The sequence below is a fragment of the Streptococcus sp. oral taxon 061 genome, from assembly GCF_013394695.1.
GTDB lineage: Bacteria > Bacillota > Bacilli > Lactobacillales > Streptococcaceae > Streptococcus.
On record NZ_CP058258.1, the window covers coordinates 231,756 to 247,008 of the forward strand.

General features: G+C 39.7%; 17 protein-coding genes, 1 tRNA gene and 1 other RNA gene. 14 read left to right on the forward strand and 5 right to left on the reverse strand.

Annotated elements, in window-relative coordinates; genetic code table 11:
* Positions 1-17 precede the first annotated feature (17 nt).
* From HW271_RS01110 to HW271_RS01140, 7 genes are all read left to right on the forward strand, one after another.
* Positions 18-695 (forward strand): hypothetical protein, encoded by a 678-nt coding sequence (locus tag HW271_RS01110; protein ID WP_178894539.1) that lies wholly within the window; start codon positions 18-20, stop codon positions 693-695.
* 13 nt (positions 696-708) lie between these two features.
* Positions 709-861, forward strand: a complete 153-nt coding sequence (locus HW271_RS01115) for a hypothetical protein (RefSeq protein WP_178894540.1) — start codon at positions 709-711, stop codon at positions 859-861.
* A gap of 20 nt (positions 862-881) precedes the next feature.
* Positions 882-2,123, forward strand: a complete 1,242-nt coding sequence (locus HW271_RS01120) for an aminopeptidase (RefSeq protein ID WP_016466266.1) — start codon at positions 882-884, stop codon at positions 2,121-2,123.
* A gap of 9 nt (positions 2,124-2,132) precedes the next feature.
* The gene (locus tag HW271_RS01125; protein WP_178894541.1) at positions 2,133-2,363 is read left to right on the forward strand and encodes a GlsB/YeaQ/YmgE family stress response membrane protein; all 231 of its coding nucleotides are present in this window, start codon (positions 2,133-2,135) and stop codon (positions 2,361-2,363) included.
* A 141-nt stretch (positions 2,364-2,504) separates the two neighbouring features.
* Positions 2,505-3,413: a LysR family transcriptional regulator gene (locus HW271_RS01130; RefSeq protein WP_178894542.1), complete on the forward strand. Its 909-nt coding sequence runs from the start codon at positions 2,505-2,507 to the stop codon at positions 3,411-3,413.
* 37 nt (positions 3,414-3,450) lie between these two features.
* Entirely contained in the window at positions 3,451-4,479 is a 1,029-nt protein-coding gene (gene queA / locus HW271_RS01135) for a tRNA preQ1(34) S-adenosylmethionine ribosyltransferase-isomerase QueA (protein WP_178895642.1), read from the forward strand.
* Positions 4,480-4,665: 186 nt separating this feature from the next.
* Entirely contained in the window at positions 4,666-5,229 is a 564-nt protein-coding gene (locus HW271_RS01140) for an ABC transporter substrate-binding protein (protein ID WP_178894543.1), read from the forward strand.
* A gap of 181 nt (positions 5,230-5,410) precedes the next feature.
* Here HW271_RS01140 and HW271_RS01145 read toward each other — a convergent pair whose 3' ends face one another.
* A complete protein-coding gene (locus HW271_RS01145) occupies positions 5,411-5,944 on the reverse strand; it encodes a hypothetical protein (protein WP_178894544.1) in 534 nt (177 codons plus the stop codon).
* A gap of 237 nt (positions 5,945-6,181) precedes the next feature.
* On the opposite strand from HW271_RS01145, the gene HW271_RS01150 reads away from it, so the two are divergent.
* The 3 genes from HW271_RS01150 to HW271_RS01160 all read left to right on the forward strand — a co-directional run bounded on the left by HW271_RS01150 (position 6,182) and on the right by HW271_RS01160 (position 9,860).
* The gene (locus HW271_RS01150) at positions 6,182-6,838 is read left to right on the forward strand and encodes a hypothetical protein (RefSeq protein ID WP_178894545.1); all 657 of its coding nucleotides are present in this window, start codon (positions 6,182-6,184) and stop codon (positions 6,836-6,838) included.
* A gap of 634 nt (positions 6,839-7,472) precedes the next feature.
* The gene (locus HW271_RS01155; protein ID WP_178894546.1) at positions 7,473-8,762 is read left to right on the forward strand and encodes a DUF308 domain-containing protein; all 1,290 of its coding nucleotides are present in this window, start codon (positions 7,473-7,475) and stop codon (positions 8,760-8,762) included.
* A 9-nt stretch (positions 8,763-8,771) separates the two neighbouring features.
* The gene (locus HW271_RS01160; protein ID WP_178894547.1) at positions 8,772-9,860 is read left to right on the forward strand and encodes an AI-2E family transporter; all 1,089 of its coding nucleotides are present in this window, start codon (positions 8,772-8,774) and stop codon (positions 9,858-9,860) included.
* A gap of 222 nt (positions 9,861-10,082) precedes the next feature.
* On the opposite strand, the gene HW271_RS01165 is transcribed toward HW271_RS01160, so the two are convergent.
* The 4 genes from HW271_RS01165 to HW271_RS01180 all read right to left on the reverse strand — a co-directional run bounded on the left by HW271_RS01165 (position 10,083) and on the right by HW271_RS01180 (position 12,540).
* On the reverse strand, positions 10,083-10,598 hold the full coding sequence (locus tag HW271_RS01165) for a DUF308 domain-containing protein (protein WP_037611159.1): 516 nt from the start codon (positions 10,596-10,598) through the stop codon (positions 10,083-10,085).
* A gap of 334 nt (positions 10,599-10,932) precedes the next feature.
* Positions 10,933-11,005: transfer RNA gene (locus HW271_RS01170), tRNA-Lys, on the reverse strand.
* 3 nt (positions 11,006-11,008) lie between these two features.
* Positions 11,009-11,202, reverse strand: a non-coding RNA gene (ssrS, locus tag HW271_RS01175) — 6S RNA.
* Positions 11,203-11,268: 66 nt separating this feature from the next.
* Positions 11,269-12,540 (reverse strand): replication-associated recombination protein A, encoded by a 1,272-nt coding sequence (locus HW271_RS01180; protein WP_178894548.1) that lies wholly within the window; start codon positions 12,538-12,540, stop codon positions 11,269-11,271.
* Between the two features lie 115 nt (positions 12,541-12,655).
* Here HW271_RS01180 and HW271_RS01185 point away from each other — a divergent pair, with 115 nt between their 5' ends.
* The 4 genes from HW271_RS01185 to HW271_RS01200 are packed head-to-tail and all read left to right on the forward strand — an operon-like array spanning position 12,656 to position 15,245.
* Positions 12,656-13,126, forward strand: coding sequence for a DUF3013 family protein (locus HW271_RS01185; RefSeq protein ID WP_178894549.1), 471 nt, complete (start codon positions 12,656-12,658; stop codon positions 13,124-13,126).
* Positions 13,127-13,181: 55 nt separating this feature from the next.
* Entirely contained in the window at positions 13,182-13,724 is a 543-nt protein-coding gene (locus HW271_RS01190; RefSeq protein WP_045613455.1) for a hypothetical protein, read from the forward strand.
* A 46-nt stretch (positions 13,725-13,770) separates the two neighbouring features.
* Positions 13,771-14,205, forward strand: coding sequence for an NUDIX hydrolase (locus HW271_RS01195; RefSeq protein WP_178894550.1), 435 nt, complete (start codon positions 13,771-13,773; stop codon positions 14,203-14,205).
* 20 nt (positions 14,206-14,225) lie between these two features.
* A complete protein-coding gene (locus HW271_RS01200; protein WP_178894551.1) occupies positions 14,226-15,245 on the forward strand; it encodes an AbiH family protein in 1,020 nt (339 codons plus the stop codon).
* Positions 15,246-15,253 lie beyond the last annotated feature (8 nt).

Below are 15,253 nucleotides of genomic sequence, written 5' to 3' on the forward strand. Positions count from 1 at the left end.
AGGTTTGAGGTTAGTTAATGATGCTAAAGAAAAACAGAGCAACACCTTGGAAACCAGGGAAAGTTATTTCCATACGCTTGCGAAATGGCGTTTACGTATTAGCACAAATGGTGCGTGATCCCTATCTGGTATTTTTCAACCATTTTAACGAAGAAAATAACTGGAAGGGAGTGACCTTGAAAGAGGAGGATATCCTTTTTTGTAAAGCAGTTACTCGTCAGTTTCTACGCTATAGTTCTGTAGCGATTGTCAAAGAAGTGACCCCCCTTTTAGATTATGGACTACCCAAAGAATGGATCTATAGCCATATTGGAGGGCATCCTATTACTGTTTCGGTAAAGGGACGGGAGCGCCAAGTAGCTGGTTTTGGTCGACGCTGTTCTTTAGTTCTAGCGGATAAGGACAGTGGTCAACCGGAGGATAATCCACTTATGGGACTTTTCCAAGCTTATATCATACCAGATATCAAAGAACAAGATTGGGATCGGGTAGGTCAGGCTGAACTTATGTCTATTGAAGTATTTCCAACACTAAACGAACGTCTCTATCTTTGCTTTCTTTATGGAAAAAATATAAATCCAGAACAAGATATCTCTTTAGGAAAGCCCTTGCTTGATGACTATGAAACTTATGTAGATATCCTCACTAACAGCCCAGAGGCTCAACGTCTCTATCTAGGAGAGTACGAAGAATAAGAAAGGACATTTAATGAAACTAAGAATTTTCGCGGAAGACAAGCCAGCTGAGAAGGTGTTTGAGTATCAATTAGACCTTGCTGATCAGTCAATTCTTCTATCGACAGCGCTTTTGTCTGGTGCTATTGCTTTAGCAGGATTATTGTCTGCTTTGAAAGAAAAATAAAAATAGAAAAGAGAAACAACATGGTTTTACCAAATTTTAAAGAAAATCTAGAAAAATACGCTAAGCTTTTGGTTGCAAACGGTGTGAATGTACAACCTGGTCATACTTTGGCTCTCTCTATCGATGTGGAGCAACGCGAGTTGGCTCACTTAATCGTCAAAGAAGCTTATGCACTTGGTGCACATGAAGTTATCGTTCAATGGGCAGATGACTTTGTAAACCGTGAGAAATTCCTTCACGCGCCGATGGAGCGTTTGGACAATGTACCAGAATACAAGATTGCTGAGATGAACTACCTTCTTGAAAACAAAGCAAGTCGTCTCGGTGTCCGTTCTTCTGACCCAGGTGCCTTGAACGGAGTAGATGCAGAAAAACTTTCAGCTTCTGCTAAAGCTATGGGAATTGCTATGAAGCCAATGCGTATCGCAACTCAATCTAACAAGGTTAGCTGGACTGTAGCAGCTGCTGCTGGACTAGAGTGGGCTAAGAAAGTCTTTCCAAATGCTGCGAGTGACGAAGAAGCAGTGGACCTCCTTTGGGACCAAATCTTCAAAACTTGCCGTGTCTACGAAGAAGATCCAGTTAAGGCTTGGGAAGAGCATGCAGCTATCTTGAAGAGCAAGGCAGAAATGCTCAACAAAGAACAATTCTCAGCTCTTCACTACACAGCACCTGGAACTGATTTGACACTTGGCTTGCCTAAGAACCACGTTTGGGAATCAGCTGGAGCTATCAATGCTCAAGGCGAAGGTTTCTTGCCAAACATGCCAACAGAAGAAGTCTTTACAGCTCCTGACTTCCGTCGTGCAGATGGTTATGTTACTTCTACAAAACCACTTAGCTATAATGGAAATATCATCGAAGGTATTAAAGTAACCTTTGAAAATGGTCAAATCGTTGATATTACAGCTGAAAAAGGTGACCAGGTTATGAAGGACCTTGTCTTTAAGAATGCTGGTGCGCGTGCCTTGGGTGAATGTGCCTTGGTACCAGATCCAAGCCCAATTTCTCAGTCAGGTATTACCTTCTTTAATACTCTTTTTGATGAAAATGCTTCTAACCACTTGGCTATCGGTGCAGCCTATGCAACGAGCGTCGTTGGTGGGGCAGAGATGAGCGAAGAAGAGCTTGAAGCTGCAGGACTTAATCGTTCAGATGTTCACGTTGACTTTATGATTGGTTCTAACCAAATGGATATCGATGGTATCCGTGAGGATGGAACACGTGTACCACTCTTCCGCAATGGAGATTGGGCAATTTAAGGAGAAACTATGATTGGAAGTATGTTTGTCGGTCTTTTAATCGGACTATTAGCTGGAGCTATCACCAATCGTGGAGAACGTATGGGATGCTTCGGGAAAATGTTCCTCGGCTGGATTGGTGCCTTTCTAGGACAATTACTCTTTGGTTCTTGGGGACCAAGCCTAAGCGGTACAGCCATTATCCCATCAGTTCTCGGTGCCATGATTTTGCTAGCCATTTTCTGGGAAAGAGGAAGCTAAGTTTCGATTTGAAAGCTTATTTAACTATAAAGATAAAAAGAGGTTGGAACTGTTCCAACCTCTTTTAAGATTCACAGCGGATAATAGGACTTGCAGTGACTGGTTCTTTTTATATTGTCTCAAGTATGGTACAATAAAAGCATGAGAATTCAACAATTACACTATATTATCAAAATTGTAGAGACTGGTTCCATGAATGAGGCTGCCAAGCAACTCTTCATTACGCAACCTAGTCTGTCAAATGCAGTTCGTGACCTAGAAAATGAGATGGGGATTGAGATTTTTATCCGAAATCCTAAGGGAATCACCCTCACACGTGATGGGATGGAGTTTTTATCCTATGCCCGTCAGGTTGTCGAGCAAACTCAACTTCTAGAAGAACGTTATAAGAATCCGATCGCTCATCGTGAGCTTTTTAGTGTGTCTTCGCAGCACTATGCTTTTGTTGTCAACGCCTTTGTTTCCTTGCTTAAGAAGAGCGATATGGAAAAGTATGAGCTTTTTTTGCGTGAAACCAGAACCTGGGAAATCATCGATGACGTCAAGAACTTCCGCAGTGAAGTCGGAGTCCTCTTTTTAAATAGCTATAACCGGGATGTCCTTTCTAAGATGTTGGATGACAACCATCTAGTTGCCCACCATCTATTTACAGCACAACCTCATATCTTTGTTAGCAAGTCCAATCCACTTGCTAAGAGAGACAAGGTGCAGTTATCAGACCTGGAAGACTTCCCATACTTGAGCTATGACCAAGGGACCCATAATTCCTTCTACTTTTCAGAAGAGATCTTGTCACAGGAACACCACAAGAAATCCATCGTGGTTAGTGACCGTGCGACCTTGTTCAATCTCTTGATTGGTTTGGACGGTTATACCATCGCGACAGGTATCCTCAATAGTAATCTTAATGGGGACAATATCGTTTCGATTCCACTTGATATTGATGATCCGATTGAGTTGGTTTATATCCAGCATGAAAAGACAAGCTTGTCTAAGATGGGAGAACGCTTCATCGAGTACCTACTTGAAGAAGTTCGCTTTGACAGCTAATGAATTCTATTAGAAAAGAAAAGGAAAAATGACACCAATGAATACCAATGATTTTGATTTCCACTTGCCAGAGGAGTTGATTGCACAAACACCTCTGGAAAAGCGCGATGCCTCTAAACTCTTGATGGTCAATCGCCAGACTGGAGAATTTCAAGATCGCCATTTTCACTCTATTATTGAAATGCTAGAGCCAGGTGATGCCCTGGTTATGAATGACACCCGCGTTTTGCCAGCTCGACTTCATGGCCAAAAGGAAGAAACAGGGGGCCACGTTGAACTCTTGCTCTTGAAAAATACAGCAGGAGACGAGTGGGAAGTTTTGGCGAAACCAGCTAAACGTCTCAAGGTTGGTACCCGTGTTGTCTTTGGGGATGGTCGCCTAAGCGCAGTCGTGACCGAGGAATTAACCCATGGTGGCCGTATTGTTCTCTTTGAGTATGAGGGAATTTTCCTAGAAGTGCTTGAAAGCTTGGGAGAAATGCCTTTGCCTCCTTATATCCATGAAAAATTGGATGACCGTGAACGGTACCAGACAGTCTATGCCAAGGAGAGTGGATCAGCTGCGGCACCGACTGCAGGGCTACATTTCACCAAGGAATTACTAGAAGAAATCCAGCAAAAAGGCGTTCATCTAGTCTACCTGACCTTGCACGTTGGACTTGGGACCTTTAGACCTGTTTCAGTAGATAATCTGGATGAGCACGAGATGCACTCAGAGTTTTATCAATTGTCCGAGGAAGCCGCAGCGACTTTGCGACAGGTCAAGGAAAATGGTGGTCGTGTCATTGCGGTAGGGACAACTTCTATCCGTACGCTAGAGACCATCGGAAGCAAGTTTGATGGGCAAATCCAAGCAGATTCTGGCTGGACCAATATCTTTATCAAGCCAGGCTATGACTGGAAAGTTGTCGATGCTTTTTCTACTAATTTCCACTTGCCTAAGTCTACCTTGGTCATGCTTGTTTCTGCTTTTGCAGGACGTGAATTGGTCCTCGAAGCCTACCAGCATGCTATCGATGAAAAATACCGTTTCTTTAGCTTTGGCGATGCCATGTTTATCTACTAAAAAACGAGCAAATCAAAACTAGAAATAAAAGGGCTAATTCCTACTTGGATTAGCCTTTTTTTGATATCAGATAGCTATTGAATTAAAGCCGAATAAATGATACACTGAAGACTACGATATAGCCGTCAAATATATGCAAAATCTGACGAGCTACTTTTATCTGTATCTATTTCAAAGGAGATTTTTATGAAAAACAAAACATTGCGCTATACGAGCCTATCAGTCCTGACCTTGTTGGCTACCTTGACCTTGGCTGCCTGTGGTGGAAAGACTGACAAGAACACTTCAGCTTCAAACCAAAAGGAAACAACAAGCAAGGTGACTACAGAGTCCGCAAGTAAAACTGAAGCAGGTCAAAAAGAGGAGCAGAAGTCAGAAACAAATAGTGCGACAGAAGCTACAACCACTCAAGGAGAACAAACGGAAGATAAGCAAAAATCACAAGAGGCTTACGCTAAGTTTGCAGGGACTTGGGAAAACTACGCGGGAACAACTGCAACAGTCACAGCAGATGGGATTGTAACAATCCAAAGTGCAAATGGAACCTTTAAATACGAAATGGGTCAAGTAGAGGAAAAAGATGGCTACTACTCAACAGGTATTCATCTTGTCGGTGGTGGACAAGGGGCACGACTGATCTTTACCCCAGCTGGAGTCCAAAATGAAGTGACAGGTACAGACGGTAGCCAAGACGTCTTGTCTATCGGTCAATCTGTAAGCGACAAAGATAACCAATTTTACCGTAACTAAAAAGATCAATCAGAAGTAAGGGTGGTGAAATATCCTTGCTTTTTTAAAGTTTTCGATGTATAAATTTTTAAACATCCAAGTTTACAATACGTTTAAGTTGGATGATAAACCAGTCCATTTTAAAGCGTATGTAGTGAATCGCTAACAATACAAAAAGCCCTGATGTAGGGCTTTTTTCTTGCTAATATAAGAAATCGATTCCGTAGTTTTCTTTTAGATAGGTCGCCAACTCGGCTTTTTCTTCCTCTCTAAATCGACAGAGGCTAAGGGCGAGACGCAATTTCAGAACACTTGTATCGATGATGGCGTTTGACTTTGAAATATCTTCTAGCTGGGTCACTTCTCTCAAATCGAAGTCTAAATAGTAAGCCTTGCTGTTGACATGGTCAGGGTCACTGACATCCACTTCAACATACGATGCTCGCAACAATTCTTCTTTTGGGATAAAGATTTCTTTTGAGAAAAATAACCCAGGATAGACATAAATACCTTCAAAGGTGAATTCAAAGGAAAGCCTGCGACTAGTCAGTCTTTTGATGCCTGCAATCGCTGCATAGATAGCAGCGAAAAAGAGGATGGTTGGAACCACAGTAAGAAGACTAAGCTGAGAAAAGTCGATCAATCCATGCGCAAGAAAAAAGAAAAATTGAAAGAATACACCCGCCGCAAAGACTAGATAGCCGACACCGACAAGTTTTGAATAATAGATTTTCATAGAAACCTCCAGATATAGAATTGAACTCGCCACCGCTTTTTCAGTAGAAGGCGTATAAGTCGTGGAGAGTAAAATTTCTAGGTATTCCCATCATATCCTATGGAGCGAAGTTCTGTCAACCTTTTAGCAATCTTCCAACCTTAGTTATCTTATGAACTAGCATATGGAATGTGGTATACTAGGCTAAAGGCAATCCAAACTTTGAGAACTTATTTTCATGAATAGAAAGAGGTAAGTATGTTTTTTCTGAGACGACGTCGTGTCTTTATCGGCGAATGTGATGGACAGGCGGTCTATTATGACCAAAAGACAGGAGAGGCTTTAGCTGCTCCAAAGAGTAGGTTGCTCAATACTGAAAAAGCTGGTGACACGAATGCCTTTATTCCTGACTTGGTAATTCTCTTACTAGCAGGTGGGCCTGCAATTTCGGGCTTCTTTTCACTCAAGTTTGTTGGTGTCTACAACTGGTTCAGTCTAGCCTGTATTCTTCTCTTTTGGTTGATGCAGTTTTTCTCGTTAGTTGCTTTACTCGAACGAGCTCTCTATAAAAATGTTCGCAAAGCACAGCCGACGACAGAGAAAGTCTTTTATTATGCCGCATCTCATAATTTGCTTGTGAAAAACCAGTTTGATCCCAGACAACTGGGCACTCTAGCTTTTCGATTTGTCCGCTTTGCAGTAAATATAGTGTCCATCTATTATTTTTTGTATTTCTTGACTCTTCCTCTAAAATTTGGTCAACCAATTAATGAAGGCTATGGTTTGTGGTTTGCTGGCTTGTTATTCTTTGTAATTTTTCTTATGTATAACCAAAACAATCCAGTTCGTTTTGTGAAGATTATGAGATTATACAGTCAGGGAAAAGTACGATTTAAGGAAGAAGTGGCTAACTGAAAAACTATCTTTGGGGATAGCCCCTAAATACTTAGATAAACAAAAAAGCCTTAAAACCAAGGCTTTTTCCTGTTGTTTAGATGCCCCCTGCAGGCTCTTTGAAAGAAACTTAGAAAAATCTAAAATGAAATTATTTCAAAATGGGGTAAAAGCAAAATTTCCCTCCCTACTTTCTCAATTATTCCTAATTTTAGTTCCAAAAAGCTTCAATTCATAATCTAATTATAATATGGGTAATGGGTACTATCTTATTACATTCAGATTTTTGTTCTCTTCAAAGAGTTATGTAGGCTTTATGGTTTTAAATAGGTAAAAAGTTGAATTATAGTGAGTATTGTGTCACAATAGGTAATATATAAATAATTAATGGAATGGATATAATTCTTTCCTACCTTTACAAGAAGGATTGGTTGCACCTTTTTTATCTAGCAATTATGGTTAGCTTTCAAGTTTAGCTAGTTTTTAAAAGCTCTGATTTCGACTCAATAAAACAAATTTCAGAAGTGCAAAAGACAAGATGGTGACATTGCTACAGTCAGTCGCCATGTCTTGCTGGCACAGGCTGTTTGTGCCGTCAGCTATTTACCAGTCAATTTGATCAAAGGGCTTAATTATTATTTTTGAAAGGTCTTTTATGGAAAAAATTCTTTCTTTAGGTCTGACAGGTAAGAAATTACTTGTTCAGGGTTTCTTGTTTGTTCTGCTAGGTCTTATCTTGATGGTCACGGGAACTTGGTTGCCAGTGACGGTTATTCGACTGGTTCTGTTTTTAGCTTGGATAGCAACGGTCTTAGATTTAGTATTACGTATTTTCAAAAAAAGTCAGTCAACGGACACCTTGGGAGTTGCACTGGTTAAATTGTTAGTGATGGGATATTTGCTAGGCTCGAATCTTGCTACTGATGTGCCAATTTATATTTTGGCTCTTGTGATTGGAATTTATCAGATTTTTCATGCTAGTATCAACCTTGTCACCTATGTTCTCTACCGCAAAAACAAAATTCGACCTCGTTTTCGTTTCTTACTAGATGGTCTCGTACTAGTTTTTCTTGGTGGGACTAGTCTTTTGTCCTCTACGGGAAATTCTGTCTTTCAACTCTTTGTTTTAGGGGCTTATTTTTGCCTTTATGGTGTGTCCAATATCCGTGACGGTTTCTTATTTGAAAAGGAAATTGGGAAAAACCATCTCAAACGTCGTGTCAGAATGAGCTTACCTATTGCCCTAGCCGCTTTCATCCCTGCAAGTACTTTAGCAAAAATCAATAAATTCATGCAGGAAAATGCTGATGAGGAAGAAGATATCCATCTTGGAATAGTGAAGTCTGGTAAGACAGCAGAGCTAGAAATTTTTGTTCATACAGCTGAGACCTCCCTGTTTTCAGCTATTGGTCATGTGGATATCTGCTATCAGGGTCGTGTTATTTCTTATGGCAACTATGATCCGTCATCTGAGACCTTATTTGGTATGATAGGAGATGGTGTCTTATATTTTTGTGACCGCGATAAGTACATCGATCTATGTAAACGTGAGAGTCAAAAAACGCTTTTTGGTTACGGAATAGATTTGACACCGGAAATGGAAGAAGCGGTTCAGGAAAAATTAGCTGAATTAAAACAACTAACGATTCCTTGGGAGCCAAGCGCAGATAAAATTAAAACGGAAGATGGTAAGGAAGACTACACCTACGCTTATAAAATCAGACATGAGACGGATGGGGAACTTTATAAATTTATCAAATCTAAGTTTAAATCCTACTTTGTCTTGTCCACAAACTGTGTGCTCTTGGCTGATACCATAGTCGGTCAAGCTGGAACAGATATCCTCTCACCAAAAGGATTTATCGCACCAGGAACTTATCAAGCCTACCTTGACCGAGAGTTTGAAAAACCAAATAGTATAGTCGTATCTAAACATGTTTATTAAGGAGAATTTATGAAGTTAGTTAGAAAATACACCCCGTTAATACTTTTTATAGGGCTGGTTACTCTTGTAATTCTGAATGCATCAAGCTTTATATCAGGAGCAGTATCTCTCTTTGAAGTAACTTCTACCTTGATTTATGGTGCTGTTATTGCTTTTGTGCTCAATGTTCCCATGAAAAAAATTGAAGAATTCCTAGTTAAAATGAAGGTAAAGGCAGGGTTGCGTCGTCCGATTGCTATGGCGCTTGTTTTCCTATCTCTTATCTTAATCGTGATCTGTCTTTTGGTTTTGGTGCTTCCAACCCTTGCTCAGACTATTAGTCAGCTGGGAACAGTCCTTTCAACAGTCCTGACTCAACTTGGTAAACTACTAGATAGCTCGGAATTTGTAACCAAAGACACGCTGTCAACTATCGTATCAGGAATTCAGGGACAGTCTAGCTCTATTAGTCAAGCTTTGATAGCCTTCTTATCCGGTCTGACTAGTAATATAGGAAATATTTTTTCAAGTATGATGAATGCCTTTCTGATTATAGTCTTTACCTTTTCATTTTTATCCAGTAAGGAACATTTGGCAGCGATGACGAGCCGACTTCTGAAAGTCTTACTTTCAGAGAAGGTAGTGACAAAGTTGGCTTACATCGGACAAATAGGACTAGAAACTTATGATCAGTTTTTGATGAGTCAGCTAATTGAAGCAGTCATCATAGGAGTTATGGTAGCGGTTGGCTATAGCCTATTTGGACTACCCTATGGGGTAATGACAGGTATCTTTGCAGGAGTGCTGTCTTTCATTCCTTATGTTGGTCCTATGATTGCTTGTGTGCTAGGAGCGATTTTTATCTTTACAGTCAGTCCAAGTCAAGCTTTACTGTCTATCCTTCTTTATCAAATTATACAGCTGATTGAGGGAAACCTTATCTATCCCAAAGTTGTGGGTCAATCTATTGGCTTACCAGCCCTTTTCACGCTTGCGGCTGCTAGTATCGGAGGGAATCTTTTCGGACTACTTGGAATGATATTCTTTACCCCCGTATTTGCTGTTATCTATCGACTGGTTAAAGAATTTGTCGTCGCAAAGGAAAATCAGGTAGATTAAGAAAAACTAAATTTAATAAGATATACTGAGAAGAGAGTGAGAGATTCTCTTCTCTTTTATTTTTAAATACTTTGCTACAAAAAGCTATTGGACGTAAAAAAGCCTTGATTTCAAGGCTTTTTCCTGTTGATTTAGATGCCCCAACTGAGCTAAGGAGGCAACAAAAAAAGCTGAGAATATGATTTCCCAGCTTTTTTGAATGCGATAGAAATAGCAACTAGACTATTTACGAAAGGCCTCAATAATGTAGGTGAAGCCAGTAACTAAAAATGAAAAGGCAATGACATAAACGACAAAGACACCTGTAGCCACTGGATTGAACAGAATCACTAGACCTAGTAAAAATACAAGCAAGGCTACCCACGTGATATTGCTACCAATAATAGGGAAAATCAATCCTAGACGTTTGCCTTTAAAGAAAGCAATAATGGCTTCTACAATTAACCAAATTCCTACAATGGTCGGAATGACGACCGGCAGGGTCACAAAGCCATAAGCAACGAGGTAAAGAGCTAAGAGAAGACTAACAAACCCTTGGAAAAGATAAACAGGTGAGCGAAGCTCTTTTGGTGCAGAGAAATAGCCTAAAATAGCTGCTATAGAAGAAACCAGTAAATCAAATGCAATCCACCAGCTGTAAGCAACAAGATTAGCTACTGGGTTTGTAAATAGGAAAAGTCCTAAAAGGACAAAAACAACTCCTGCAAGGAATAGCAGTAAACGATTAGAAAATTTCATTTCAATCCCCCCTATATAGTATAGTCTGATAATAAAACTATTATATTTATTTTTATAGAAAATGTCAATAAAATAAATAAACAATTTGGAAGTTTCAGTCTGATTCATGAAAAGAAAATCAGTTTTTATCATTTTGAAAATAAAAAGAGAAGATAAAATTTGTCTTCTCTACATGAAAATATTGTATGGCATCAAAGCAAAAGTAACTGGCTTTACACTATTTGTTAAGATGTAATTTGATTCAAAAAGAAAAGATAGATTTAAAAGTGGGGCAAATCAGTTATAGACAAACAAAAAAGCCTTGTAAATCAAGGCTTTTCCTGTTGTATGTAGATGCCCCCTACAGGGCTCGAACCTGCGACCCATAGATTAAGAGTCTACTGCTCTACCAACTGAGCTAAGGAGGCAAATAAAAAGCTGTATTGGTGCCGAAACTTCACGGTTTGTATTGAACCCGCGCAACTAAGCAGGTGGGCAACTCGCTCTAACTGAAGCTGTTTCCGTGTGAGACGGCCTACATGCTGTTAGAAGTCTTTTGTTTCCCTAAAAATACAAAAAATAGTCGGTCAACACTTGAATGTGAAGTCGTACACCACAGCGTTTCTATGTTTATATGATACCACTTTTTCAAAAAAAATCAAGGGGGAAATGCAACTTTTTGAAAAGGATTTCACAAGTTTCGTAATTTATCAATGGTTTCCTTGCGTTGAGCCAGGGCCCGTTCGTATTTTCCACTATCTTCTGCAGAAAAGTAGCTATGGTCACGGATTTTTTCTGGTAGGTATTCTTGTTTGACCCAGTGACCAGGATAGTTATGAGGATAGAGGTAGTTTTGGGCGTTTCCGAGCTCCTTGCTTCCACTATAGTGACCATCTCTTAGGTGTCTTGGAATCGGCAGGTGCCCCGATGTTTTGAGGTCAGCCAGAGCCTTATCCATAGCCACATAGGCTGAGTTTGACTTGGGCGAGAGTGCCAGATCAATGACGACATTGGCAATGAGAATTCGAGCTTCTGGAAATCCAATCCTCTGTGCAGCATCCAAAGCAGTCACAGTATGGATCTGGGCATCGGGATTAGCCAAGCCAATATCCTCATAAGCAATCACAGTCAAACGACGTGCCAGGCTAGGTAGGTCACCAGCCTCTATCAGGCGAGCAGCATAGTGGAGACTAGCATCTACATCCGAACCTCGAATGGATTTCTGCAGAGCTGAGAGAACATCGTAGTGTCCGTCTCCATCCTTATCCATGGTGATGTAGCTTCTCTGCAGACTATTTTCCATGATATCGAGTGTAATATGGCGGATACCGTCATCATTTGCCGGAGTAGAAAGAACTGCCAAATCCAGCGAATTAAAGGCAGAACGAAGATCTCCATTGGTAGATGTTGCGATAAAATCAAGGGCATCATCATCTAACTCAACTGGGAAATCAAAACCTCGTTCAGGATCAGTCAGGGAGATTTGAATGGCTTCTTTGACATCTTGGTTAGACAAGGGTTCCAATTCAAAAATTTGAACCCGACTACGGATAGCTGGGGTGACAGAAAAGAAAGGATTTTCAGTAGTAGCCCCAATCATGATAACCAATCCACTTTCCAAGAGAGGAAGGAGAAAGTCTTGTTTGGTCTTGTCGAGACGATGAATCTCGTCTAGGAGTAGTACCAATCCACCTGAGAATTTGGCTTCTTCGGCGATTTCTTGGAGACGTTTTTTACTATCAACAGTGGCATTAAAGGTTCGAAAGGCATACTTGGTCGTTCCAGCGATGGCTGAAGCGATACTGGTTTTTCCGATGCCCGGAGGTCCATAGAGAATCATGGATGATAGACGGTTAGCCTCCACCATGCGACGGATGATTTTTCCTGGGCCGACCAGATGCTCCTGACCGATAACCTGGTCGATGGTTTTTGGGCGCATACGAAGTGCGAGATTGTCTGGCATAGCAGTCCTTTCTAACATGGATTTTCTGATGTATATGTGGTAATATGGTAGTATCTATTTTAGCATATTTCCGAGTATTCGGGGCGATTTAAGAGTCGTATAGAAAGAGGACAAAATGGCAACATACGGATTTTTAGATGTTTTACAAGAAGAGTTGGACAAGAACTTTCCTTTTGATTATGAGATTAGTTGGGATAAGCGCAATCATGCGGTTGAAGTGAGTTTTCTATTAGAGGCACAAAATCCTGCAGGGGTGGAGATGCTGGATGAGTACGGAGAGGTTTCGTCAGATGATATCCTTTTTGAAGAAGCAGTGCTTTTTTATAACCCTGCCAAGTCAACAGTTAATGCAGAAGACTATTTGACAGTCATCCCTTACCTGCCCAAAAAAGGTTTTTCTCGTGAATTCTTAGCTTATTTTGCACTATTTCTCAAAGATACTGCAGAGGTTGGACTAGATGCCCTCATGGACTTTTTGGAAGACCCAGAAGCAGAAGAATTTGTCATGGAATGGAACCAAGAAGTCTTTGAAGAAGGAAAAGTAGGCTTGGAAGAGGGAGAATTTTACCCTTATCCGAGATATTAGAAAAGATTCTAAGTGGACATTTTTAAATAATGAATTCAAGGAGAAGGGGGAGACTATGCTAGAAAAAGTCAAACAGTTTTTCAGGAGAAGGTCAGCTAAAACTGAGCCGTCAGTTGATATTCTTCCCCGCAATCGCTTTGCGGATCTAGATTTCGAGCGAGTATTGAAGTCAGGAACTCGTTGTTGTGTTGATGAAGATGGGCACTATGTTGAGGATGGTAAAATCACATTATTTGAATTTTCTATAGACTTTGCAGAATTTGAGTTCATAGGTGATTTCAAAATTGAGGAGGAGGATCAGTTTAAGCAACTATTAGCTCGTTTGAATAGTTTTGACAATGCCATTCAGTCCCATTTGGAAAGCGAGTTGCAACAACCTATCCCTCAGTTTGCCAAGAATCTCGGCTATACTCAGAAAAGGTGGGAGAAAACCTTTTACTTCCATCCTTGGATATTAAGTTTTGATGAAAATCCTCCTAATCTTCGCTATGTTGCAGATTATGTAAATGATGAGTTTACGGTTTATTTTGCTAAAAAACATGGCAGATGGCAGGCGTACTGGGATGCAGAGTGCCAAAAGGTGATTGAAGAAAGCTAGCTAGGGGTTTTCTATAGAGTAGTAGTTATGATAAGAAAAGGTCATCATGGAATTATTGGATAAACACTTGGATTTTACGGGCTGCAAAATTACTCTATTTTGTGGAGAAGAGTTGCTGACCATCTTGCGTGATGACAAGGAAAATATCCCTTGGCCCAATATGTGGGAGTTGCCAGGTGGAGGTCGTGAAGGGGACGAAAGCCCTTTTGAATGCGTAGCGCGTGAAGTTTATGAGGAACTGGGAATTCATTTAAATGAGGATTGTCTGCTCTGGAGCAAGGTCTATCCCAGCATGCTCTTTGAAGGTCGGCAGTCTGTCTTTATGGTCGGTCAGATAAGTCAGAATCAGTTTGACAAGATCAACTTTGGAGATGAAGGACAGGCTTACAAACTGATGAGCATTGAGGAATTTCCCAATTCTAAACAAGCAGTGCCTCAGTTACAGGGGAGATTGAGGGATTATTTGGAGGAAAGTTATTAGAGAGGGTAAAATTTAAAGATATGAATATTACTTATATAGTTGGAAATGGTTTGGACTTGCAATATGGTTTGAAAACAAGATATAAGGATTTTTATGAATTTCAAAATAAGGCTTACATAAGTAGGAAAGAGAACGAGGAAGAATATTCAAATTTAATTTATGAATCTCTATTCTCTGATAAAGAAAATAATTATGAAAATTGGTCAGATTTTGAATATTCAATAGGCCAATTAACAAAAGATCACGACTTCATCTCCTCAAGTATAGAAATGAAGGAGAAATTTATAGACGATTTTAGTGAGGTAGTCGACGATTTAAGAGAATATCTACGATTACAACAAGAGCAAAATCTTGAGGAAGGTATTGTAATTGACTTTGAAAGTACTCTAAATGATTTGAAAAATTCTCTCCCTGTATTAAATCAATCTACTATTGATAAAAAATTTAAAGAAAATCTATATCAACACGACATCGTGAATATATTAACCCTTAACTATACAAATGTGTTAGATAGATTATACGATAGATCTGGAAAATCTTTTGTAAACAAATTAAGAACTAGTGATTATAATTTTCATATTAAATCTCCGATTCATGCACATGGGACAGTAGATATCTGTACTGTTTTAGGAGTTAGCGATGAAACACAAATTTCAAATAGTTTTGAAGAAGAACAAAAAGAATCCCTCGTAAAAAACTTAGTTTTGAAGAACTATAGAGAAAATATGGATGTGAAAAATAGTGATATTATTAAAAACTCTGATATTATTATTCTTTATGGGGTTTCTTTGGGAGAGACTGATAAGTATATCTGGAGTCAGATTGCTGAAAGATCAATCAGCAGTTCTGTTCCTGTCATAATTTATCATTATGTGCCTAAGTTTGATCCCGGAAACCCCACTAAGGTGAAACGTTTATATAGAAAAGTAGAAGATAAATTCATACAGAATAGTGGTATTGATTTAGAGTTAGAGAAGAAATTAAGAGATAATCTTATTGTTGTTATTGGAAAGACTATTTTTAACCTGATGGAAAGGTAAGCACAATA

What these genes read in the sequence shown, in the direction of transcription:
- HW271_RS01110 (WP_178894539.1), top strand. Translation starts at nt 18, where the DNA reads ATGATGCTAAAGAAAAACAGAGCAACACCTTGGAAACCAGGGAAAGTT.
- HW271_RS01115 (WP_178894540.1), top strand. Translation starts at nt 709, where the DNA reads ATGAAACTAAGAATTTTCGCGGAAGACAAGCCAGCTGAGAAGGTGTTT.
- HW271_RS01120 (WP_016466266.1), top strand. Translation starts at nt 882, where the DNA reads ATGGTTTTACCAAATTTTAAAGAAAATCTAGAAAAATACGCTAAGCTT.
- HW271_RS01125 (WP_178894541.1), top strand. Translation starts at nt 2,133, where the DNA reads ATGATTGGAAGTATGTTTGTCGGTCTTTTAATCGGACTATTAGCTGGA.
- HW271_RS01130 (WP_178894542.1), top strand. Translation starts at nt 2,505, where the DNA reads ATGAGAATTCAACAATTACACTATATTATCAAAATTGTAGAGACTGGT.
- queA (WP_178895642.1), top strand. Translation starts at nt 3,451, where the DNA reads ATGAATACCAATGATTTTGATTTCCACTTGCCAGAGGAGTTGATTGCA.
- HW271_RS01140 (WP_178894543.1), top strand. Translation starts at nt 4,666, where the DNA reads ATGAAAAACAAAACATTGCGCTATACGAGCCTATCAGTCCTGACCTTG.
- HW271_RS01145 (WP_178894544.1), bottom strand. Translation starts at nt 5,944, where the DNA reads ATGAAAATCTATTATTCAAAACTTGTCGGTGTCGGCTATCTAGTCTTT.
- HW271_RS01150 (WP_178894545.1), top strand. Translation starts at nt 6,182, where the DNA reads ATGTTTTTTCTGAGACGACGTCGTGTCTTTATCGGCGAATGTGATGGA.
- HW271_RS01155 (WP_178894546.1), top strand. Translation starts at nt 7,473, where the DNA reads ATGGAAAAAATTCTTTCTTTAGGTCTGACAGGTAAGAAATTACTTGTT.
- HW271_RS01160 (WP_178894547.1), top strand. Translation starts at nt 8,772, where the DNA reads ATGAAGTTAGTTAGAAAATACACCCCGTTAATACTTTTTATAGGGCTG.
- HW271_RS01165 (WP_037611159.1), bottom strand. Translation starts at nt 10,598, where the DNA reads ATGAAATTTTCTAATCGTTTACTGCTATTCCTTGCAGGAGTTGTTTTT.
- HW271_RS01180 (WP_178894548.1), bottom strand. Translation starts at nt 12,540, where the DNA reads ATGCCAGACAATCTCGCACTTCGTATGCGCCCAAAAACCATCGACCAG.
- HW271_RS01185 (WP_178894549.1), top strand. Translation starts at nt 12,656, where the DNA reads ATGGCAACATACGGATTTTTAGATGTTTTACAAGAAGAGTTGGACAAG.
- HW271_RS01190 (WP_045613455.1), top strand. Translation starts at nt 13,182, where the DNA reads ATGCTAGAAAAAGTCAAACAGTTTTTCAGGAGAAGGTCAGCTAAAACT.
- HW271_RS01195 (WP_178894550.1), top strand. Translation starts at nt 13,771, where the DNA reads ATGGAATTATTGGATAAACACTTGGATTTTACGGGCTGCAAAATTACT.
- HW271_RS01200 (WP_178894551.1), top strand. Translation starts at nt 14,226, where the DNA reads ATGAATATTACTTATATAGTTGGAAATGGTTTGGACTTGCAATATGGT.